General features: G+C 66.1%; 21 protein-coding genes and 4 tRNA genes. 12 read left to right on the forward strand and 13 right to left on the reverse strand.

The genetic code is table 11. The annotated features are described in order from the left end of the window. Nucleotides 1–109 precede the first annotated feature (109 nt). Both ACIQTU_RS10450 and ACIQTU_RS10455 read left to right on the forward strand, forming a co-directional pair. Nucleotides 110–715: a sigma-70 family RNA polymerase sigma factor gene (locus tag ACIQTU_RS10450; RefSeq protein WP_400546288.1), complete on the forward strand. Its 606-nt coding sequence runs from the start codon at nt 110–112 to the stop codon at nt 713–715. A gap of 58 nt (nt 716–773) precedes the next feature. Further along, nucleotides 774–1010, forward strand: a complete 237-nt coding sequence (locus ACIQTU_RS10455) for a hypothetical protein (protein ID WP_400546291.1) — start codon at nt 774–776, stop codon at nt 1008–1010. A 65-nt stretch (nt 1011–1075) separates the two neighbouring features. On the opposite strand, the gene ACIQTU_RS10460 is transcribed toward ACIQTU_RS10455, so the two are convergent. The 6 genes from ACIQTU_RS10460 to ACIQTU_RS10485 all read right to left on the reverse strand — a co-directional run bounded on the left by ACIQTU_RS10460 (nt 1076) and on the right by ACIQTU_RS10485 (nt 6045). Further along, nucleotides 1076–2284 (reverse strand): acyl-CoA dehydrogenase family protein, encoded by a 1209-nt coding sequence (locus tag ACIQTU_RS10460; RefSeq protein WP_400546294.1) that lies wholly within the window; start codon nt 2282–2284, stop codon nt 1076–1078. 76 nt (nt 2285–2360) lie between these two features. Beyond that, complete coding sequence (locus ACIQTU_RS10465; protein WP_400546297.1) at nt 2361–2663, reverse strand: SCP2 sterol-binding domain-containing protein; 303 nt, start codon at nt 2661–2663, stop codon at nt 2361–2363. A gap of 131 nt (nt 2664–2794) precedes the next feature. Beyond that, a complete protein-coding gene (locus ACIQTU_RS10470; protein ID WP_400546300.1) occupies nt 2795–3475 on the reverse strand; it encodes a TorF family putative porin in 681 nt (226 codons plus the stop codon). A 141-nt stretch (nt 3476–3616) separates the two neighbouring features. After that, nucleotides 3617–5014: an ammonium transporter gene (locus ACIQTU_RS10475; protein WP_400546303.1), complete on the reverse strand. Its 1398-nt coding sequence runs from the start codon at nt 5012–5014 to the stop codon at nt 3617–3619. Nucleotides 5015–5161: 147 nt separating this feature from the next. Next, nucleotides 5162–5626, reverse strand: coding sequence for a MucR family transcriptional regulator (locus ACIQTU_RS10480; protein WP_400546306.1), 465 nt, complete (start codon nt 5624–5626; stop codon nt 5162–5164). A 327-nt stretch (nt 5627–5953) separates the two neighbouring features. Beyond that, nucleotides 5954–6045 (reverse strand) — tRNA-Ser (locus ACIQTU_RS10485). A 281-nt stretch (nt 6046–6326) separates the two neighbouring features. On the opposite strand from ACIQTU_RS10485, the gene ACIQTU_RS10490 reads away from it, so the two are divergent. The 4 genes from ACIQTU_RS10490 to ACIQTU_RS10505 are packed head-to-tail and all read left to right on the forward strand — an operon-like array spanning nt 6327 to nt 11084. Further along, nucleotides 6327–7739: an exopolysaccharide biosynthesis polyprenyl glycosylphosphotransferase gene (locus ACIQTU_RS10490; RefSeq protein WP_400546309.1), complete on the forward strand. Its 1413-nt coding sequence runs from the start codon at nt 6327–6329 to the stop codon at nt 7737–7739. After that, complete coding sequence (locus ACIQTU_RS10495; protein WP_400546312.1) at nt 7739–9190, forward strand: polysaccharide biosynthesis C-terminal domain-containing protein; 1452 nt, start codon at nt 7739–7741, stop codon at nt 9188–9190. Before ACIQTU_RS10490 ends, ACIQTU_RS10495 begins: the two co-directional genes overlap by 1 nt. Then, the gene (locus ACIQTU_RS10500) at nt 9187–10125 is read left to right on the forward strand and encodes a glycosyltransferase family 2 protein (RefSeq protein WP_400546315.1); all 939 of its coding nucleotides are present in this window, start codon (nt 9187–9189) and stop codon (nt 10123–10125) included. Before ACIQTU_RS10495 ends, ACIQTU_RS10500 begins: the two co-directional genes overlap by 4 nt. Further along, on the forward strand, nt 10122–11084 hold the full coding sequence (locus tag ACIQTU_RS10505) for a glycosyltransferase family 2 protein (protein WP_400546318.1): 963 nt from the start codon (nt 10122–10124) through the stop codon (nt 11082–11084). Before ACIQTU_RS10500 ends, ACIQTU_RS10505 begins: the two co-directional genes overlap by 4 nt. Here ACIQTU_RS10505 and ACIQTU_RS10510 read toward each other — a convergent pair. Together ACIQTU_RS10510 and ACIQTU_RS10515 are read right to left on the reverse strand one after the other, a co-directional pair. Beyond that, entirely contained in the window at nt 11081–11782 is a 702-nt protein-coding gene (locus ACIQTU_RS10510) for a hfsB (RefSeq protein WP_400546321.1), read from the reverse strand. The genes ACIQTU_RS10505 and ACIQTU_RS10510 overlap by 4 nt on opposite strands. Nucleotides 11783–11845: 63 nt before the next feature. Further along, a complete protein-coding gene (locus ACIQTU_RS10515; protein WP_400546323.1) occupies nt 11846–13291 on the reverse strand; it encodes a GumC family protein in 1446 nt (481 codons plus the stop codon). Between the two features lie 124 nt (nt 13292–13415). Between ACIQTU_RS10515 and ACIQTU_RS10520 the strand changes: the two genes are divergently transcribed. The 6 genes from ACIQTU_RS10520 to ACIQTU_RS10545 all read left to right on the forward strand — a co-directional run bounded on the left by ACIQTU_RS10520 (nt 13416) and on the right by ACIQTU_RS10545 (nt 18608). Next, the gene (locus tag ACIQTU_RS10520) at nt 13416–14123 is read left to right on the forward strand and encodes a polysaccharide biosynthesis/export family protein (protein ID WP_400546326.1); all 708 of its coding nucleotides are present in this window, start codon (nt 13416–13418) and stop codon (nt 14121–14123) included. An 87-nt stretch (nt 14124–14210) separates the two neighbouring features. After that, nucleotides 14211–15659, forward strand: coding sequence for an alginate export family protein (locus tag ACIQTU_RS10525; RefSeq protein ID WP_400546329.1), 1449 nt, complete (start codon nt 14211–14213; stop codon nt 15657–15659). A 16-nt stretch (nt 15660–15675) separates the two neighbouring features. Continuing rightward, a complete protein-coding gene (locus tag ACIQTU_RS10530; protein ID WP_400546332.1) occupies nt 15676–17418 on the forward strand; it encodes an amidohydrolase in 1743 nt (580 codons plus the stop codon). 93 nt (nt 17419–17511) lie between these two features. After that, on the forward strand, nt 17512–17925 hold the full coding sequence (locus ACIQTU_RS10535; RefSeq protein ID WP_400546335.1) for a hypothetical protein: 414 nt from the start codon (nt 17512–17514) through the stop codon (nt 17923–17925). A gap of 9 nt (nt 17926–17934) precedes the next feature. Next, entirely contained in the window at nt 17935–18243 is a 309-nt protein-coding gene (locus tag ACIQTU_RS10540; RefSeq protein ID WP_400546338.1) for a hypothetical protein, read from the forward strand. Between the two features lie 83 nt (nt 18244–18326). Then, nucleotides 18327–18608 (forward strand): barstar family protein, encoded by a 282-nt coding sequence (locus ACIQTU_RS10545; RefSeq protein ID WP_400546341.1) that lies wholly within the window; start codon nt 18327–18329, stop codon nt 18606–18608. A gap of 453 nt (nt 18609–19061) precedes the next feature. On the opposite strand, the gene ACIQTU_RS10550 is transcribed toward ACIQTU_RS10545, so the two are convergent. The 5 genes from ACIQTU_RS10550 to ACIQTU_RS10570 form a co-directional block, all read right to left on the reverse strand. Next, nucleotides 19062–19138 (reverse strand) — tRNA-Pro (locus tag ACIQTU_RS10550). A 67-nt stretch (nt 19139–19205) separates the two neighbouring features. Next, a complete protein-coding gene (locus ACIQTU_RS10555; protein ID WP_400546345.1) occupies nt 19206–19682 on the reverse strand; it encodes a DUF192 domain-containing protein in 477 nt (158 codons plus the stop codon). A gap of 25 nt (nt 19683–19707) precedes the next feature. Then, a complete protein-coding gene (locus ACIQTU_RS10560) occupies nt 19708–20256 on the reverse strand; it encodes a cold-shock protein (protein WP_400546348.1) in 549 nt (182 codons plus the stop codon). A 161-nt stretch (nt 20257–20417) separates the two neighbouring features. Beyond that, a tRNA-Glu gene (locus tag ACIQTU_RS10565) sits at nt 20418–20492 on the reverse strand. A gap of 159 nt (nt 20493–20651) precedes the next feature. Continuing rightward, nucleotides 20652–20726: transfer RNA gene (locus ACIQTU_RS10570), tRNA-Glu, on the reverse strand. Nucleotides 20727–20739: the final 13 nt, after the last annotated feature.

Consider the following 20739-nt stretch of genomic DNA (forward strand, 5'->3'; position numbering starts at 1 on the left):
TCCGCCGATCAATCCGCCCCTTCCCGGCGGAACGACCGCGACGAGGCGACGTTTCTGACACTCACGGCCCGTTGTCGGGCCGCGGCTCAGACTTCAGGACTCCCGTTGCATGCCCCATGTTCGCGTGCCTGACGGGCCGCAGGACAAAGGCCCGCGTCGTACCGCCTCTCGTCGCCCCGTCGGCATCATCGATTCCGTCGACTGGCGTGACTCCATGACGATCTTCCTGCCGTCCCTGCGCGCCTTCGCCTTCTCCCTGTCGCGCAACGCCGCCGACGCCGACGACCTGGTGCAGGAAACCCTGACCAAGGCCTGGGCCCATCGGGCGCGGTTCGAGCCGGGCAGCAATCTGCGGGCCTGGCTTTTCACCATCCTGCGCAATAGCTGGTACACGGGCGCCGCCAAGCGCCGCCGCGAGGTGCCCGACGAGGAAGGCCGCTACGCCGCCGGCCTGACCGCCGAGGCCAGCCAGGAATGGACAGCTGAACTGACGTCGTTGCAGGCCGCTCTGAACGCCCTGCCCCCGGAGCATCGCGAAGCCATCGTCATGGTCGGGGCGGCGGGTCTTTCCTATCAGGAAGCGGCCGACATCTCAGGCTGCGCGGTCGGGACGATCAAGAGCCGGGTCAACCGCGCACGGCATCGGCTGGCCATTTTGCTCGACATGGAAGTCCCTCTGGAAGCTGTCAAAAATGTAATCGACGACGACAGCTAGGCAGAGGGAACAGCGCCTCATTTGATCGGTTTCATCATCAGACCCGGGAGAGTCGATCATGATGAACCCTCTGAATACCCAGCCCCGCAACCCGTCCGAACAGGATAAGGCCTCGTCAGCAGCTTCCGGTGAACCACAGGTCAAGAAGACCGGCTTCACCAACTGGATTCGCCAGCACTTCGGCTCCGAGCCGCCACACCGTCACAGCGAAAATTTCTTCATCAGCGACGTGACGGAAGGCGGCATCGGCTCGCACCACCGCCATCAGATGTTCCGCCCAGACAAGCGGCACTGACAGTCGACCATCAGCCGGCGGGGTGAAAAGGGGCCATGGCAAGCGCCACGGCCCCCGTTTTTTGATTAGCGCCGCAAACCGCCGTGCCTGGCGTATTCGAGCCGCGCGATGGTGCGGTTGTGCACCTCGTCCGGGCCGTCGGCGATCCGCAGGGTCCGCACCGTGGCGTAGAGTTCGGCCAGCGGTGTATCCCCTGACACCCCCGCCCCGCCAAAGGCCTGAATAGCGTCGTCGATGACCTTCAGCGCCATGCGCGGCGCGGCGACCTTGATCTGGGCGATTTCCGACTTGGCGCCCTTCGCACCGACCTCGTCCATCATCCAGGCGGCCTTCAGCACCAGCAGGCGGCACATCTCGATATTGGTGCGCGCCTCGGCCACGCGCTGCTCCCACACCGAATGCTCGGCCAACGACTTGCGGAAGGCGGTGCGGCTCAGCAACCGCTCGACCATCAGTTCCAGCGCCTTCTCCGCCGCGCCGATCACCCGCATGCAATGGTGAATGCGCCCTGGCCCCAGCCGCCCTTGTGCGATCTCGAAGCCCCGTCCCTCGCCCGCGATCAGGTTCGAGACCGGGACGCGGACATTCTCCAGCACCACTTCAGCGTGACCGATCGGCGCCTCGTCGTAGCCGAACACCGACAGCATCCGCTCGACCCGGAAACCAGGCGTGTCGACCGGCACGATGATCTGGCTCTGCTGCTGGTGGGTCGCCGCCTCCGGGTCGGTCTTGCCCATGACGATGGTCATGGCGACATTCGGGTGGGCCATATTGGTCGACCACCACTTGCGCCCGTTGATCACATAGTGATCGCCGTCGCGGACGATGCTGGTCTGGATATTGGTGGCGTCCGACGAGGCCACCTCGGGCTCGGTCATCAGGAAAGCCGAGCGGATTTCACCCGCCATCAGGGGCGCCAGCCAGCGCTCCTGCTGCGCGGCGTCGCCGTACATGTGCAGGACTTCCATGTTGCCGGTGTCAGGCGCATTGCAGTTGAAAACCTCGGCCGACCACAGGGCCCGGCCCATCAGTTCGGCGATGGGGGCGTATTCGAGATTGCTCAGGCCCGCGCCGTGATCGCCCGGCAGGAACATGTTCCACAGCCCTTCGGCCCTGGCCTTGGCCTTCAGTTCCTCCATCACCGCCGGCTGGACCTTCGGATCGGCATGGACCTGGGCGCGGTATTCGGCTTCACGGGGCAGGACCTGCTCGTCCATGAAACGGCGCACGCGTTCGCGCCAATGCAGACCGCGTTCACTCGGCTGGAAATTCATAGGCTACTCCTCCGACAGCAAAACGGCGCGGCCCCGTAGGACCGCGCCGCCATGTTTCTGGGTGCTCAGAAACGCATCAGCGCTTCAGCAGCGGCGCCAACTTCTGCGCGATCATCATGTCGCCGGCGATCTTCAGCTTGCCCTGCATGAAGGCCATCATCGGATCGAGCTTGCCTTCCGAAAGGGCGACGAAATCGTCCCACTTCATCGAGACGGTGGCGTCGGCGGGCTTGTCGTCGTTCGACACCGAGTTCGGCACGGAAGCGCCGTCGATGAAGATCTTGCCGACATCGCCCAGGTCCAGCTTGACGGTCTTGCCCAGGCCCGAGTTGTCGCCAACTGCGCTGCGAATGTGATCGGTGACGGCGTTCAGGTCCAAGTGCGTCTCTCCCAAGAGCAAGATTGAACCGCAGGCGTAGCCCGCTGCGAAGGCGGCGCCAAGATCACCCTAGGGAAAGCGAAGGAGGGAAAGCGGCGACCGGTCAGGCCCGTCGCCGCCCCTGGCCTGGATCAGAAGCTGACCTTCAGACCCGCCACAAAGCGATCATCGGTCAACGGCCCGTCTACGTCCGTGTCGTGATAGCGCACATCCACCGTCAGATGGTCGGTCAGTGCATAGGCCAGGCCCAGGTTCCAGGTGGTGTAGTCGGCGTTGACATCCAGCCACTGATGACCGACCGCCCCCGACAACGTCCACTTGTCGGCCAGGGCATAGGCGGCGTTGGCCTCCAGATAGGTCGCGCTGTCATCCGCCCCATAGAAATCCGGCGAGTAATAGACCACCGCCCCCAGCGTCGCCGGACCGATGGCCCGCGACGCCGCCGCCTTCAACTCAACATAGTTGTAGTCCGCCGGGCCGGGTTCGTTGACGTACAGATAGCCGACCACGCCGAAGTCCAGCGCATAGCCCCCCGCCTCGGTGCGATAGCCGCCGTACAGATCGACCTCGGCGTCGGTTCCATCGCCAAAGTCGACCATCGACGCCCAGGTCCCGGCATAGAAGCCGCCGCCAAAGGTAGCGTCGATCCCGCCCTGAAGCGCCGGGTCCTCATTGGTCTGGCTGGCCCCGCGGAAGACATAGTCGCTGACCACGCTGATGTTGAAGGCCACCTCTGGCGCGGCTTGGGCCTGGGCGGCGCCCGCCCCCACGGTCAGCGCCAGCAGTGAAACACAAGCAAGAGCTCTTCTCATGACATATCCCCTCAAGGTCTGATTGATTTCGGTCACGCCTACTCATCCGGCTGCGAGTGGAGCGCGGCCGGGCCTTGGTTCTCGAAACAGGATCTCAGGGCATGGGACGCGGCAGGGAGGCGCCGCGTCCCGCCCCTCAGCCTAGACGCCGTCCAGCACTTCGCCGTGCAGGTGTCCGTCCAGGCCGTCCTCTTCCTGCGCATCGGTGACGCGCAGGCCCGTGGTGTATTTGCAGATCAGCAGGATGATCAGCGTGCCGACCGCGCTCCACAGGATGGTCCAGACCAGCCCCAGAGCCTGAACCCCGACATTGGCCCCTGCCGACAGGCCGTTGATCGCTGTCGAGGCGAAGACGCCCGTCAGCAGGGCGCCGACCAGCCCCCCCGCACCATGAAGGCCGAAGGCGTCCAGGCTGTCGTCATACTTGAGCAACTTCTTCAGCCAGACCGACGAGACATAGCAAGCCGGACCGGCGATCAGGCCGATGACGACCGCCCCCTTGGGGTCGACGAAGCCCGCCGCCGGCGTAATGGCGACCAGGCCCGCGACCACGCCCGACAGGACGCCGATCAGCGACCACTTCTTCTTGTAAACCACCTCGACGAACTTCCAGGCCAGCGAGGCCGCAGCCGCCGCAAGCAGGGTGTTGATCAGGGCCGCCCCCATCAGGCCGTTGGCCGCGCCTGCCGAACCGGCGTTGAAGCCGATCCAGCCGACCAGAAGCAGCGAGGCGCCGATCATGGTCAGCACCGGGTTGTGCGCCGTAATGGGCTCGACGCCGTACCCTTTCCTCGGCCCAAGGAACAGGGCGCAGACAAGTCCCGCCACGCCCGAGTTGACGTGCACCACCGCACCGCCGGCGAAGTCCAGAACCCCTTGCGTGCCCAGGAAGCCGCCGCCCCAGACCCAGTGGGCGATGGGAGCGTAGACGATCAGCGACCACAGGGCCGTGAACAGCAGCATGCCCGAGTACTTCAGCCGCTCGGCGAAGGCCCCGGTGATTAGCGCCGGCGTGATGATGGCGAAGGTCAACTGGAACGAGACCCAGAGGAACTCTGGAATGCCCGGCAACAGGCTGTGCGCCGTGTCCACCGTCACCCCGTTCAGGAACAGGGCGTCCAGGCTGCCGACGTACTGATTGAGCCCGGCGTCGCCGTTCGTGCCAAAGGCGATGGTGTAGCCGGCGATGAACCAGGTCAGCGACACCACCGCAAAGGCAGCGACCGACTGGGTGATGGTGGCGATCACGTTTTTGCGGCGCACCATGCCCCCGTAGAAGAGCGCCAGCCCCGGCAGGGTCATCAGCAGGACCAGGGCGGTGGAGGCCCCCAGCCAGGCTGTGCCCGCCGCATCCAGCTCCAGCGGAACCTGATGTGAAAACAGCGCCGGAGCAGGCTCCGACGCTGTTGCAGCAGCACTAGCGATGTTGACGGCGACGCCTGCGTCCGGCGCCGCGAGCGCCGCACCGACGGCGAATAGACCCCCGGTTAGACAAAGCAGGGCCAGAAGCCCCGGTAAGCTGTGTTTGAACTGCGTCATGCGTGTATCCCCTCATGCGTTTCGCAGTTGCGAACTATTTATTGCAATTGCGAAGGCAGCAAGAGGAAAAATGACGATGGTTCGCCAGCCTGTTCAGGCCCCAGCCTGAAAGGCAAAAGGGCCGGTCTTGCGACCGGCCCTTGATCCTTACCCCGTAGTTTTCGCGGGTCGCCCGCGCTTGGCGGGCGCCGCGGAGGCGGGCTTGCGGCCCCCGGCGCCCAGACCCATCGACTTGGCCATGGCCGACCGCGCCGCCGCATAGGCCGGCGCCACCATCGGATAGTCGGCGGGCAGGCCCCACTTCTCGCGATACTCGGCCGGCGTCAGCCCCTTGATGGCCAGCGACCGCTTCATCGACTTGTACTGCTTGCCGTCCTCGAAAGAGATCAGGAAGTCATCAGTAATCGACTTGCGGATTTGCGCCGCCGTCGGACGCGCAATAGTCTCGACCACTTCTTCCACGATCGGTGCGCTTGTCGCCGTCAAGGCGGCATGAATAGCCGAGATCATCCCCGGCAGAGCCGCAGCATCAATTTTGTTGTTGCTGACGTAAGCCGCGACGATGTCGGTCGTCATGCTGAGGAAGTCGATCCCTGAGTCCGCGTCGTTCATATAGCCCCCTTAACTGGCGTTGTATAATATAACTACCATGACAAAGGAGCGACTTACAGCGCCCCATGAACAAAGGCAGTCATTCACATAGTGTTCCGCGTATTTTCAACGTTCTCGCGCCCAAGATCAGGGCGGCAAGAGCCGCTTCGCGCACAAATCTACGCCCATTTATTGCGTTTACAAGATTTTACAGCGCCCAAGCGGCGCGGATGGCCGCCTTCCGACACCCCTCATGCGTTGCGACAAGATCGCCCCATGGCGACGCCCCAACCGGAAACGCAGCACTGGCGCCCCCTGGGGGTAAGTCGATGATTTTCTGAAAAGATCTGGCGGAGACGGAGGGATTCGAACCCTCGGTACCCCTTACAGGGTACGACGATTTAGCAAACCGTTGCCTTCAGCCACTCGGCCACGTCTCCAGCAGGCGGCGTGGATAGCGAGTCCCGCGGCGCTGCGCAACGGGAGAACTGCAAACTATCGCGTTAACGCGCCATAGATAGGCCCCGTGCGACAAAAACAGGGCTATCCGAGCCTCAGAAACGTTCAAAATCGCCTTATGACGTCCGTCGACACCCTTTTTTCTCCAGCGGACGACCCACGCGTCGAAACGCAACAGGGCCGTCGCTCGGTCGCCGTCGGACTTGATTCGGCTTCAGCATCCCCTCACCCGCGCCGGGGGCCGTTTCGTCCCGATGTCTGGTTGAACACCCGCCAGAGAAACGCCACCCGGCTGCGCGTCTTCTATTTCCGCGGCTTCGACATTGTTGGCGTCGGCGCCGTTGCGGCGGTCGCTGTCGCGGGCCTGATCCCCGGCAGCCTGATGTCCGCTCGCCTGGCGGACACGGCGCCGTTCGGCATCGGCGCTCTGGCGATCCTGTGCCTGATGCGCTCATTGGGCCTTTATCGCTTCAAGAAGGGCCACGGCCTGGCGCGGCACCTGGCTTGCGTCGCCGGCGCCGTGGCGGCGGGGGGGGTACTGACGGCAATTCTCGGCTTCGCCTTGCATGGCGCCGCGACGCACTGGCTCTCCTATGCTCGATGGGGCGGCGCGACCCTGGCGCTGCTGCTGGCCCTGCACACAGCCTGGAGTCTGCTGGTCGCGGACTGGCGCAGAAGCGGCGTCCTGACCCCCAATATCGCCGTGGTCGGCGCCACCCGCTATGCTCAGCGGCTGATCCTGGAGGCGCTACAGCGTCGCGACCTCAATGTGCTCGGTGTCTTCGATGACCGTCTCGCGCGCTCGCCCGACGCCGTCGAGGGCGTGCCGGTCCTGGGCGAGGCCGACGCCCTGCTGAATCACAGGCTGACGCCCTATATCGACCGCATCGTCCTGGCCATCGACCCCAAGGCCGAGGCGCGCGTGCGTGACCTGACGGCACGCCTTGGCGCCCTGCCGATCCCTCTGACCTTGCTGGTCGACCCCAAGGCCGCCGAACAGCGCAACGCCGCACTCGAAAACCTGGCCCAGGCTCCGCTGGCGCCGCTGGAGGGGCCTGCCGATCCTGATCGACGCGCCTTCAACAAACGGCTGCAGGACATGGCCCTCGCCTCTGCGGGCCTGCTGCTGCTGTCGCCGGTCCTGCTGCTGATCGCGGCCCTGGTGAGGCTGGACAGCCCGGGCCCGGCCCTGTTCCGTCAGCGCCGCCACGGCTTCAATCAGGAAGAGATCGTGGTGTGGAAGTTCCGCACCATGCGTCACGAAAGCGCCGACGCGACCGCCGCCCGTCAGGTCACGGCCGATGACGACCGCATCACCCGCATTGGCCGATTCCTGCGCGTCAGCAGCCTGGACGAACTGCCTCAGTTGCTGAACGTTCTGCGCGGCGAGATGTCCCTGGTCGGCCCCCGTCCACACGCCATCGGCATGAAGACCGGCGAGACCGAGTCCGCCCGCCTGGTCGCCGACTACGCCCATCGCCATCGCATCAAGCCCGGCATGACGGGTTGGGCCGCTATCAAGGGATCTCGCGGCCCCATGCACACCGCCGCCGAGGTTCGCCGCCGGGTCCAGCTGGACATCGACTATATCGAGCGTCAGTCCTTCTGGCTGGACCTGTGGGTGATCGCCGTCACCATCCCTGTCCTGCTGGGCGACCGGATATCGGTGCGCTGATGTTCTGGCGTGGCGTACTGGGCTATCTGCCGGCCAATGTTCTGCAGGGCGTGATCGGCTTTCTGACGATTATCGTCTTCACCCGTCTGCTGAGCGCCGAGGACTATGGGCGCTACGCCCTGGCCCTGTCGGTCATGACCCTGGCCCATGTCGCGAGCTTCAGCTGGCTGGAGGCCGCCATGGCGCGGTTCTGGGCCGCCCAGCGAGAAGGCGCCGACATGGCCAGTCATTTCGCCAGCCTGTACCGCACCGCCTTCATCCTGACGGGCCTGTTCCTGCCGATCGTCGGATTGGCGGTCTGGCTGTGGCCCATGCCGGATGCGTTCCGCTTCCCCCTGGCCGTGGCCCTGATCGGCATTCCGGTGCGCTGCTTCTCCAAGCTGGCGCAGGAACGCTACCGGGCGTCGGGCGAGGTCCGCAAGGCGGCTACCCTCGACATATGGAACGGCGTCGCCGGATTCGTCGTCGGCGCGGCTTTCGCCCTGGCCGGCGCGGGCGGGGCCTCACCTCTGGCGGGCCTGCTGATCGCGCCCCTGATGGCCATGCCCTTCTTCCTGCCAGGCGAGTTGCGTGAGGCGCGTCAGGGCGTCGTCGACGTCCAGCGCCTCAAGACCTACGCCGTCTACGGCTATCCAATCGCGGCCTCGCTGGGCCTGGCCGTGGTGCTAGCCTCGACCGACCGTTTCTTGCTGGCCCTCTTTCTCGACGAAGCTGCGGTCGGCGCCTATCACGCCAGCTACAGCATCGCGAACCGGACGCTCGACGTCCTGTTCATCTGGTTGGGAGCCGCCGGTACTCCAGCCCTGATCATGGCGCTGGAGCGCGGCGGACGCGAGCAACTGGTCGTCGCGGCGCGTGAACAGGCCTCAACCCTGGTGCTCATCGGCCTGCCTGCGGCCGTGGGTGTGGCGCTGGTCGCGCGTCCCCTGTCCGAATTCATGATCGGCGAGGATCTGCGAGAGGCGGCGATTCTGGTGTCCCCCTGGATCGCCTTGTCAGCCTTCCTGTCAGGCGTGACCGTCTATTATTTCAATCAGGCCTTCTATCTGGGACGACGGACCGGCTGGCTGTTGCTGTCCATGGGCGTCCCGGCCTTTTCCAACGTCGCGTTCAATCTTTTGCTGATCCCGCGCTTCGGCGTCGTCGGCGCGGCCTGGGCCACTGCAGCCAGCTTCGCCATTGGACTGCTGGCGTCGATCGCCGTGGGGCGCCGCATCCTGCCGTTGCCGATTCCATGGGACGCCCTGATCCGATGCAGCCTCGCCGCCGCCGTCATGACCCTGGTCGTCTGGATACTGCCCCCGATCGGCGGCTTCCCGGAACTGATGCTGGACGCCTCGGTCGGCGCGGCGGTCTACGGCGCCTGCGCCTGGGCCCTGAACGCCGGCGGGGTGCGCCAGCTTGGCCAGCGCCTGACGGCCGTCATTCGCGCCCGCAGAGCCGTCGCATGAACCTCTCGGCCCGACTTCTTGACAACGCCGGCTGGCCCGAGGCGCGACCCGCCCTCTCCGTCCTGATCCCCTTCCTGCGCGATGACCCGTCGCCCTTGCTGACCCTGCTCGAGCGTGAGGCCGGCGCCCTGAACGGTCAGGTCGAGGTGATCCTGCTGGACGACGGCACCGCCGACACCGCCCTGACGGCCCGTCTGGGCGAACAGATCGACACTCAGAGCCTGCCCGTTCGTCTCATCACCCTCAGCGCCAATGAAGGCCGCTCCATCGGACGCAACCGCCTGGCCTCCGCCGCGCGGGGAGCCAGCCTGCTGTTCCTCGACAGCGATATGCGGCCCGATCACGACCGCTTCTTGCAAACCTGGGCCGCATTGGCCCGCGACCAGGCGCCAGCCGTCGCCTTTGGCGGCTTCTCCCTGTTGCAGGCCCCCGACGAGGCCCGTTTCGCCGTCCATCGCCGGATGGCCGCCCGCTCCGACTGCCTCCCCCGCGATCAGCGTGCCTTGCAGCCCGAGAAGCACGTCTTCACCTCCAACCTGCTGGTGCGCCGCGACGTCTTCGACTCGGAGGCCTTCGACCCCGGCTTTTCCGGCTGGGGCTGGGAGGACGTGGAGTGGGCCATGCGCGTCTCACGCCGTTTCGAAGTCGTCCATCTGGACAACCCCGCCACCCACATGGGCCTGGACACCGTCGAGACCCTGGCCGCCAAGTACGAGCAGTCGGCCCCCAACTTCGCCCGCGTCGTGGCCCGCCACCCCGACTTCGTCGCCGCCTACCCCAGCTATCGTGTGGCGAAAAAGCTGAAGCGCGTTCCGGGCCTGAAAGCCGTGCGCCCCCTGTTCAAGCGGGCCGCGCTCCTGCCCGCCCTGCCCGTGGCCTTGCGCGCTTTCAGCCTGCGCCTCTACCGCGCCGCCCTCTATGCCGAGGCGATATGACCCTGCCCCGATCCTCTGCCTCGGACGTCGCCGTCATCGTCCCCACCCTGCGCCGCCCCGACAGTCTGGAGCGCGCGCTGCGCTCGCTGTTCGGCCAGACCGGCGTCGCCGACCGCCTGCGCGAGATCGTCGTCGTCGACAACGACCCGGCGGCCAGTTCGCGCGAAACCGTGGACCGCCTGCGCCACCTGTCGCCCGCACCCCTGATCTGGCTTCACGTCCCGCGCCCGGGCGTGGCCACCGCCCGCAACGAAGGCCTGGCTGCCACCGCAGCCCCCCTGATCGCCTTCCTCGACGACGACGAAGCCGCCTCGCCGGGCTGGCTGGCGGCTCTGCTTACGGGACAAGCCGCCACCGGCGCCGACGCCGTCTTCGGCCCTATCCGCGGCCGCGTGCCTGAGGGAACCGGCTGGACCACCGCCTATCTGGAACGCTTCTTCGGTCGTGAGGGGCCCGAACAGACCCAGATCATCGACCATCCCTACGGCTGCGGCAACGCCCTGCTGGTGCGCGCTGTCGCCCTGCCCGGCGCCGCGCCATTCAACACCTCGGCCGATCAGTCAGGCGGCGAGGACGACGCCCTGTTCGCCGCTCTGGCTGCGCGCGGCGGCCGCTTCGGCTGGGCCGCAGACGCCTGGGTTGACGAATTCGCCCCGCCGCATCGCTCCACCCTTCGCTACGCCCTGACCCGCGCCTTCGCCTATGGCCAGGGCCCCAGCCAGACCGCCGCCGCCGCCCGCAACTGGCCCGCCGTCGCGCGCTGGATGGTCATCGGCGCAGCCCAGACGGCGGTCTGGACCCTGGCCGCCCTGCCCCTGATCCTGATCCGCGATCCCAGGCGTGCGGAGATGCTGGATCGCGCGGCGCGCGGCCTGGGAAAACTCTGCTGGATGAAGGGGTTCGAGCCGCATTTTTACGGCGCGCGCGAAGTGGCGCGACTGGAACGCCAGAAGGCCTAGCCGACCAGCCGCTTCAGCATCGGCGGCGGCGCCCAGGTCGAGCGGTTCATCACCACGCCGGCGATACGCCCGCCCACGGCGTCGATCTCGTCGCGCAGGGCCACCGGTTCGCTGGCCGCCGTCGTCTCGGCGGCGACCACCAGAATGGTGGCGTCGACAAAGGGCGCCAGGGTGATGGCCATGTCGCTGCGGTCAGCGGCGGGCGTGTCGATCACCACCGTATCCGCATGAGCTCGCAGAGCCGTCCAGTAACGCGCCTCGCCCACCGGCTCGACCCGCTGACCGGCGCGCAGCAGTTCGGTATGGAACCGCGTGACGAACAGCCGCCCACCCAGACAGGCCCGGGCGGTCATCAGACGCGCCGGCTTGACCGGCAGACCATCACGCCCCCGCATCGGCGGCGTCACGGCATAGAAGGCCGAACCGTCGGGCGAGGCCTGAACCGGCGCCGCCAGTCGCCCGAACCGCTCAGGCTCTGAAACGATAGCGTCCATCTGCCCCTGCTGGGTCAGGTCGCCGTCAATCAGCCAGACCGGCTTGCGCGCCCGCACGGCGGCCAGACGTGCGTATTCGCGCGCCACGGTCGAGACCCCATCCCCGGTCGTAGCAGAGGCGAACTGGATGACGCGGCCGCGATGAGCCGGCGCTGGCCCCAGCGCCGCCCACAGTCCCGCCATTTCCGTCGTCAGATCGACCATCGAATCGGTTACGCGCTCACCATTGACGCATCAGCCTAGCATGGGCCGGCGCATCCAAGAGGCTCAGCCCGCTTTCATCGGCGCCACGGCCAGCACCGGCATCTGCAAGGTGCGGCTGGCCGTCGCCGGCAGCGAGAAGCCGCGCCGCAGGAAGACCCGCAGCAACCCGACGCACAGGGCGGTGAAGCCGGCGAACAGGAAGGCCGCGATCATCAGCGGCGCCTTCAGGCTCTTGCCCTTGGACGGCGGCTGGGCGCGTTCGATCACCGTGACGTTGTCGGCGCCCGCCTTGACCAGTTCGTTGTCGGCGCGGCTCTGGGTCTCGCGCTGCTGGAACTCGCGGATCGAGGCGGTCAGAACCTCGCGATTGCCGGCCAGGGTGGCGTTGCGCGATTCCAGCTCGGTCAGCCGTGCCTGACGCGCCCGCAGGTCAGTCACCTGACGATCCAGCACCGCCAGACGCGCGGCCAGTGCGTCGCGCTCGGCCTGGGCGTTGATCCGCGTGGTCTCCAGCTCAACCCAGACCGGATTCGGCCCCGTGCGGACCTCCTTGGCGCCGACCGCCGTGCCGGTGCCGACATAGGCTTGCAACTGGGCGATGCGGGTCTCGATCTCACGCACCGGCTGGGCGTCAGGCTGATAGCGGCTCAGCAGGTCCTCGCGCTGGGTGCGAAGTTGCAGGATCTGGTCCTGCGCCGAAATGTTCAGGTCCTGCTGCAGGGCGATCTCGACCGGGGTGCGGCCCTGCTGGCCCGCCAGGGTCGCCAGCCGCTGCGCCGCCTGGTTCAGTTGCGCCTGAACCGCCATCCGCTCGGCGAAGATCGACTGATAGGTGGCCGCCAGCGTCGCCTTGGCGGTGGCGAAGTCGCCGATATTGTTGGTCCGCAAGAACTCTTCATAGGCCTGATCCGCCGTGGCCAGCTCGTCCTCGAAGGCCCGACGCTGGCTCTGGATGGCCGGCGTGGCGCGGTCCTGGAAGACCTCGCGGCGATAGGTCAGGTATTGCTCGATGACCGTGTTCAGCACCCGCGCCGACAGGGCGGGATCGTCGCTTTCGTAACGCAGGCCGATCACGGGGCTCAGCGGGGTCACCACCACCTCCAGGCCAGTGGCCACGGCGCGCACCGCATTTTCTTCCTGCTTGGCCGGGCTGGCCTTGGACGGCTTGCCGTCCTGGAAGCTCTCGACGCCCATGGCGCGCACGACGCGACGCTTGACCTCGGCGCTGTTCAGGATGGCTGCTTCCGACTGGGCCACCTCGGCGGCGGTCGGCGGCGAGGCCCGATCGGTGGCTCCCACGCGCGGCTGATAGACGTATTCCTGGCCCACGCCGACGAACAGGCTGGCGCCGGCGGTATAGGTCTTCTTCAGCGTTAGAACCGCCGCCGCGCCCAGGGCGAACAGGATGGCGAAGACCAGCACCATGACCCACAGCTCGCGGAACAGCAGCGCCACGACGTCGAGGACGCCGTATCGCGGTCGAGCTGCTGCACGAGAGGCCAAACGCATGAGCCGGGGAAATCCATTCCAGGAATCTTTCAGCCGCTACCCTTGAATGACCCACGTTAACCGGGCGTTACCCATAAGGGTCCAGCTTCACCTTCATTCAAAAACGATAGCTGTTCCCGCCCTCATGATCCCTGACCGCCGCCTTATCCTGATGGGCCTGGCCGCCGGCCTGGCGGGCTGCGCCAGCGGTCGCGCCGAAACGCCCCCGCCCGGCGTGTCTCTTCCCGCCGATCTGGCCTTCGCGCCGTGGACCGACGTGGCGCCCGAATACCTGCTCTTCCCCGGCGACGAGATCGAGGTGGCCCTGCCTACCGCGACCGAACTGACCCGTCAGCTCAAGATCGGCCCCGACGGCCGCGTCTCCCTGCCCCTGCTGGGCCATGTCATGGCGGCGGACCGCACCCTGGCCGAGCTGGAGGCCGACATCGCCCAAGGCTACGCCGCCCAGCTGCGCCGTCCCGAGGTCGAAGTCACCCTGCGCCTGGCTGGCCCGCTCAAGGTCTGGGTCGACGGCGAGGTCCGCAATCCGGGCGTGTTCGACATGCCCGGCGATATCGACGCCTATCAGGCCGTCATCATGGCCGGCGGTTTCCTGCCTTCCGCCAGGTCCAGCCAGGCCGCGCTGATCCGTCGCGGTCCCGGCGGCGTTCGCATGATGCGTCCCATCGACCTGCGTCCGCGCCGGGCCGAGGTCGTGACCCTGCACCGCGGCGACATCATCTTCGTGCCGCGCTCGACCCTCGGCGAACTGGCCGCCTTCTTCACCCTGTTCCGCGCCGCCCTGCCGATCGGCTTCAGCTACGCCCTGAACGGCGGTTACGCATCGACCTGACGCCACCTTTTTGCCGCATAGCGGAACTGCCGAGCTTGGTCTCGCGTTGCCTCTCTGGGACCTGCCGCCCGAGTAGAGGACCGACGCATGCGCATACGCTCCGGCTTCCCGGTCCTTGCCGCGAGCCTCACCCTGGTCGCTTCGCCCGCGCTTGCCGCTCAGGAAAGCGGACAAGATTCTGCCAGCGACGACCGCATGGTCCTCTACGACAAGGACGGGACCACCCTGCGAGCCCATCTGCAGGCGGGCGGCAATCTGGTCGCCGAACACAACCTCTTCTGGCGCTTCGCCGAGACGGTGGCCGGCGTCACGGACTTCGACCCCAACGCCGAATGGTTCGAGGCCTATGTCAAACCGGGTTTGACGTTCGAGCGCCGGATGAGCGAGCGGGCGACCTTCTATGGCGGGCTGTCCGCCGTAGGCTCCATGACCATCGGCACCGACGCCTTCGACGCTGGCGACACCGGTCGGGTGACGTTGGAGGAAGGCTACCTCGGCTGGCGCTACAAGGCCGATGAGAGCACCTTCGACCTGTCCGTCGGCCCACGCGTCTTCAAGGCGGGCACGGGGATGCTGATCGAGGCCGGCGGCTCCAGCGGCTTTTCGCGCGGCGCCCTCAAGCTGGGGCCGCGCAAGGCCTGGAGCTTCGCCGGCCTGGGCTCGATCACCCACGGCAAGTTCAAGGGCACGGCCTTCTACCTCGATCCCAACGAGTCCCCGGACAACGACAGCCACAACCGGCTGGCGGGCGTGGACTTCCGCTATGACTCCAACCCGAACGCCCTGATCGGCGTGACTGCGGGCAAGGTGATCGAGTCGGAGTCCCCCTACCCCAAGGCGCCGCCCAACGGGATCGGCGTACCCTCCATCATTCCCGGCGCGCGCGACGGGCTGCAGTTCATGAACATCTATACCCGCGCCCCGATCGCAGGCCTGCCCAACGCCTTCATGGCCGCGGATCTGGCGTTCGAGCGCAACGACCGCATCGACATGCGTGCCTGGGCGGGCCGCGCCCAGGTCGGCTACACCCTGGCCGAGCATCGCTGGAAGCCGACCTTCACCCTAGGCTATCAGACCTTCTCCGGCGACGATCCAAACACCGACCGGCTGGAGCGGTTCGATCCCCTCTACTACGAGGGCAACCCCTCCGCCTGGTCGACGGGCACCAAGTCGTCGATGGTCTTCATCAACTCCAACGTAAACTCGTGGCAGGTGGCGGTCAGCGTCGCGCCGACGCAGCAGGACACCTTCACGGCGCGTCTGCACCGGATCGAGGCCGACCAGTTGCGCAGTCCCATCCAGTTCGGCCAGGCCACGCGGGTCACGGTTCAGAACGGCATCAACTCGCCCATCACCGGCGTCACCCGCCACCACCTGTCCGACGACCTCTACGTCGAATACTTCCGGGCGATATCAGCCAACCTGTACCTGACGACGGGCTTTTCCGTCTCCGTGCCAGGCGCCGGCATCAAATCCATTGTTGACGACGCCCCCGTCTGGGCCGGCGCCTACGTCAATCTGATCGCAAACTACTGAACCCAACGAGGCGTCCATGACCCTGCTTGCACCGCCGACCGACCGCCGCAGCCTGCTGGCCGGCGCCGGCGCCCTGGCCGGCGCCGCCCTGATCGGAGGCCGCCCCGCCATGGCCCAGTCGCGCGCCTCATCCGCCATGATCTTCACCGGCGGCCCGATCCTGACCATCGACGACGCCATGCCGACCGCCGAGGCCGTGGCCGTACGCAACGGCGTCATCGTCGCCGTCGGTTCGCTGGACGCCGCCCGCGCGGCGGTCGGCCGAGGCGCCCAGATGGTCAATCTGGACGGCCGCACCCTGTTGCCGGGTTTCTTCGATCCGCACGGCCACGTCTCCATGGTCGGGCTGCAGGCCCGCTACGCCAACCTGCTGCCGGCGCCCGATGGCGAGGGAAACGACATCCCGGCCCTGCAACGCATCACCCGCGACTGGATGAACGCCCATGAGCAGTTGGTTCGCGACACCCAGCTGGTCATCGGTTTCGGCTATGACGACTCCCAGCTGAAGGAGCGCCGCCACCCCACGCGGACCGATCTGGACGCCATCTCCGACAGCGTGCCGATCCTCTTCCTGCATCAGTCCGGCCACCTGGGCGTGGCCAACAGCGCGGCCCTGAAAGCCGCCGGGATCACCGCCTCTACGCCCAACCCCGACGGCGGCGCCTTCCGCCGCGAGGACGGCTCGCAGGAGCCCAACGGGGTCATGGAGGAAACCGCCCTCTTCGCCGTCATGGGCGCCCTGTTCACGCGCCTCGACGTTCAGGCCAACATGGAGATGCTGCGCGAAGGCGCGCGCTTCTATTCCAGCTTCGGCTACACCACGGCCCAGGACGGCCGTTCATCCTCCGACGGCTGCCGGATGGTCGCCCAGTTGGCCGAGCGTGGCGAACTGCCGATCGACATCCTGTCCTTCCCCGACATCCTGACCTCGACCGACATCATGGCGACGTCGCTCTATCGAAAGAACTACGTCGGCAAGTTCCGCATCGGCGGGGTCAAGCTGACGCTGGACGGCTCGCCCCAGGGCAAGACCGCCTGGCTGTCCCAGCCCTACTACATTCCGCCTGAAGGCAAGCCCGCCTCCTATCGCGGCTATCCGGCGGTGACCGAGCAACAGGCACTGGACGCCATCGAGCTGGCCTTCAGGAACGACTGGCAGATCGAGGTCCACGCCAATGGCGACGCCGCCATCGACCTGCTGATCGGCGCCGTGAGCGACGCCACCCGCCGCCACGGCGCCAAGGACCGCCGTCCGGTCATGATCCACGGCCAGACCGTCCGCCTGGACCAGCTCGACCAGTTGAAGACCCTGGGCATCGTGCCGTCCCTCTTCCCCATGCACACCTTCTACTGGGGCGACTTCCACCGGGACTCGGTGCTGGGACCGCGTCGGGCCGAGTTCATCTCGCCCTGCGCCTCGGTCGTGCGGCGCGGGATGCGCTTCACCAGCCACCACGACGCGCCGGTGGCCAATCCCGACGCCATGCGCGTGCTGTCCGCCACCGTCACCCGCCGCACCCGCTCGGGCGACATCCTCGGCCCCGACGAATGCGTCCCCGTCGACGTCGCGCTCAAGGCCATGACACTCTGGGCCGCCTGGCAACACTATGAGGACGACCGGAAAGGCTCCCTGACCGTCGGCAAGCTGGCCGACATGGTCATCCTGGCCGAGAACCCGATGACCATCGACCGCGACAAGCTGGCGGACATCAAGGTCACCAGCACCTGGAAAGAAGGCCGCGAGGTATGGTCGGGGTGATCGGGCGCGCCATTCGCGCAACATTGATATTCTGAATATCTGCCGCCAAAGTGCCTCTGAACAACAGCCTTACCGTTCAACAGGGGCAAACCAATGAACCGCACAGCGACACTGGCGCTTCTGGCGGCGCTGGCTGGAACCGCAGCCGCATGCAATCGCGCTCCGGCGAACGAGGTCAATCTCATCGCCGGCCACGAAGGCGGCGGCCGTGAGCCCGCCGGGGGCCGGGAGCCTGCCGGAAACTGGAGCGGCGGCGGCCGCGAGGGCGGCGGCGCTTCAGGCCGCGACCCGGCGGGTTCGAACAAGCCCGCCAACACCCGCGCGAACGACAAGGCCGACCCGGGCGGCTACAACTACGGACGCGAACTGGGCACGCCCAAACCCGGTGAACGCCAGGCTGGCAGCCACGACTCTCGAGAGGTCACGGCCACTGAACGGGACCGCGACAAGGGCGGCGCCATTGACCGCGGCGGCAACCCCGACCGTCCATCAAACAAGCCGAAATAGGGTCAGGTCATGGCCATTGACGACTATGACGGTGAAGCGGTTCTAGGCGGATTTTGGCTTTACGACGGGACTGTGCATATGCCCGTCAGCGTTATGAAGCGAAACTTCGACCGTGATCATGCCGACTATCTCGAAGAGATGGAGCATGTGCGGCTTCAGCACAATTACGAAATGCCCCCGCCTCCGCCGCCCAAGTTACCGGGACCAGATGGTGTCTTCTATTACGTTCTAGGGTCGCCGGGATACGAAACGATCGATGAGGCGAAGGCCTGGGCTGACAGCCAGCCTTGGGGACCCGTTACATGGGGCGAGGCCTGAACCAATATCCGTTTTCCACCCTTCAGCGAACTTCGGCTCACGACCCGTTGCGGACGTTGCTCCGCGTATGAGAGCTTCTGTGCATGGAAATCACGCTCGATGGATCGAACTGGCGGACAGAAGCCGACTTCATTGAAGGCGTTTTGTCTGGCGTCCGGGCTCCCGCGTGGCATGGGCGTAACTACAATGCTCTGCGAGATTCCTTCGTCGTCGGCGACATCAACGGCATCGAGCCGCCTTATGAATTCATCATTGAAATGCCGACCTCACCGACCTCGGAGGTCGAGGACGCAGTGCGCTACTTCATGGATCGTGTATCCGATTGGCGCGCGGAGGGGGCGTCACTTTCGGCACGGCTGGCATAAGCCTGCTTCCCACCCTTAGGCGAACTGCGCTCACGACCATAAGCCGACGCTGCTGTCCAACTGGACAGGATTTCTATCGAGTGTGATGGTCGCGCCATGATTGAGCCCAAGCTTGCCGAGATCTTTACCGCGTTGGCGTTGTGTGCGTTCATCATAGCTGCGTGGAGAGTTTCCGCATCGCTGACACGTCGAGGACACGTTGTACGACCGCTCACAACGATGGATTATCATATGACGCGGATCGAAAAGCGCGTTGCGAAAGATCGCCTTGAGAAGGCTCCAGACGCAGACAACCCCGGCATGGACTAGCTCGGCTTTCCACCCTTAGGCGACGTTCGCAGGGTCTGCTTTAGGGACCAAAGGCGAATGTCGATCAAGGGAGCCGATCGAAAGGCAGCACTTCCGCCGTTTGGACGAGTGTAAAACTCATCCAGCCCAAACGGGCTAAATCCATGGTCGGGGCGAGAGGATTCGAACCTCCGACCCTCTGGTCCCAAACCAGATGCGCTACCAGGCTGCGCTACACCCCGAACCGATGGAGCGCCCTCATGACACGCCGGGCGCGACACCGCAACGCATTCAACGCCTTAATCTGGATTACGGGCGAAAGAAGCTGTGCCGAACCTGGTCGCCGGGCTTGGCGCCGATCTCGTCGACCCGGCCCGCACGCAGCTCCAGCACGCCGTTGGCCGCGCCGTTCGACGGCAGAGGCGTCTGCGAATAGGGTGTGGCGTGGCTGGCGATCGAGACAATCCGGCCCTGGGGGTCGATGTAGATGATGTCCAGCGAGCTGGGCGTGTTCTTCATCCAGAAGCTCTGCTCGGTCGCCGCCGGGAACTGGAACAGCATCCCACGGTCGTCTTCCAGCGGCGGACGATACATCAGGCCGCGTTCGCGCTCGGCCTCGTCGTCAGCGATCTCGACCATGAACCTGTGCTCGCCCGAGGCGGTGACGATGCTCAGCGGCTCCAGCGGTCGCCCGGCCGCATCCACCGGCCCCTTGGGCGCACAGGCCGAGACCAGGCCCGCCGCACACAGCGCGCCCGCCAGCAGAATACGACGCGAGAACCCCATGACTTCGCCCCTCAAAGGGCGAAACCTATTCGCCCGGCCTGATCGCGGCCACCACCAGGCCCTTGGGCCCGTCGGCGAACCGCACCTGCACCGCGTCGCCGGGCACCAGATCATCCAGCCCGCAGCGCCGCAGCGTTTCAACGTGGACGAAGATATCGCCGGCCGCGCCGTCGCGCACCACGAATCCATAGCCCTTGGTGCGATTGAACCATTTGACGACCGCAGCCTCCATGGGGCCGTCCGCTGGCGCATCGAAGACAGGACGGGTCGACGGGGCGGTGCGGGCGATCTCCCGCCGCGCCGGCGTTGGCGCCCCCTGCCCCAGGTCGATCACGCGCACGACCTGCCAGCCCTTGGCGCGCCGCGCGCACTCGCAGGTGATGGCGGCCCCTTCGGCGGCGGCTTCATGCCCGCCATCCCGCAGACTGCTGACGTGCAGCAGCACGTCCTTCAACTCGGTCAGGTCCGGCTCATCAGGCACGATGAAGCCGTAGCCCTTTCCCGGATCGAACCATTTCACCGTACCGGCGATCAGAACGATGTCCGGTGCTTCCATCTCGTCGTAGTCCGACAACTCACAACCCCCGCCTGCAAAGCGCGCAGGGATTACGATTAACACGGTTCTGCGAACCTCGGAAAAACAAAAATGACTATTTTAAGCCCGACAATCGACAAAAGCACGCCTCCCCGCTGAACGGGTAACAGCAACTCACGATTTAGGGGGATAGCTCCGCGTGGCAGTCCCTAGGGGAGTCGAACCCCTCTTTTCAGGTTGAAAACCTGACGTCCTAACCGATAGACGAAGGGACCGCTGCGCGGAGGAGCGGTCTATTAGACGCCCCTATTGGATGACGCAAGCCTCTTTTTCAACTTTCCGAACAAAGACTTCGCCGTCGCGTCACACACACGAAAACGCACCCTGACGGGTGAATCACAGCTGTCGATGTCGGGGAGAAAGAAGGCTCCGCGTGGCAGTCCCTAGGGGAGTCGAACCCCTCTTTTCAGGTTGAAAACCTGACGTCCTAACCGATAGACGAAGGGACCGCTGCGCGGAGGA

The organism is Brevundimonas sp. NPDC090276, assembly GCF_044772165.1.
Lineage (GTDB): Bacteria > Pseudomonadota > Alphaproteobacteria > Caulobacterales > Caulobacteraceae > Brevundimonas.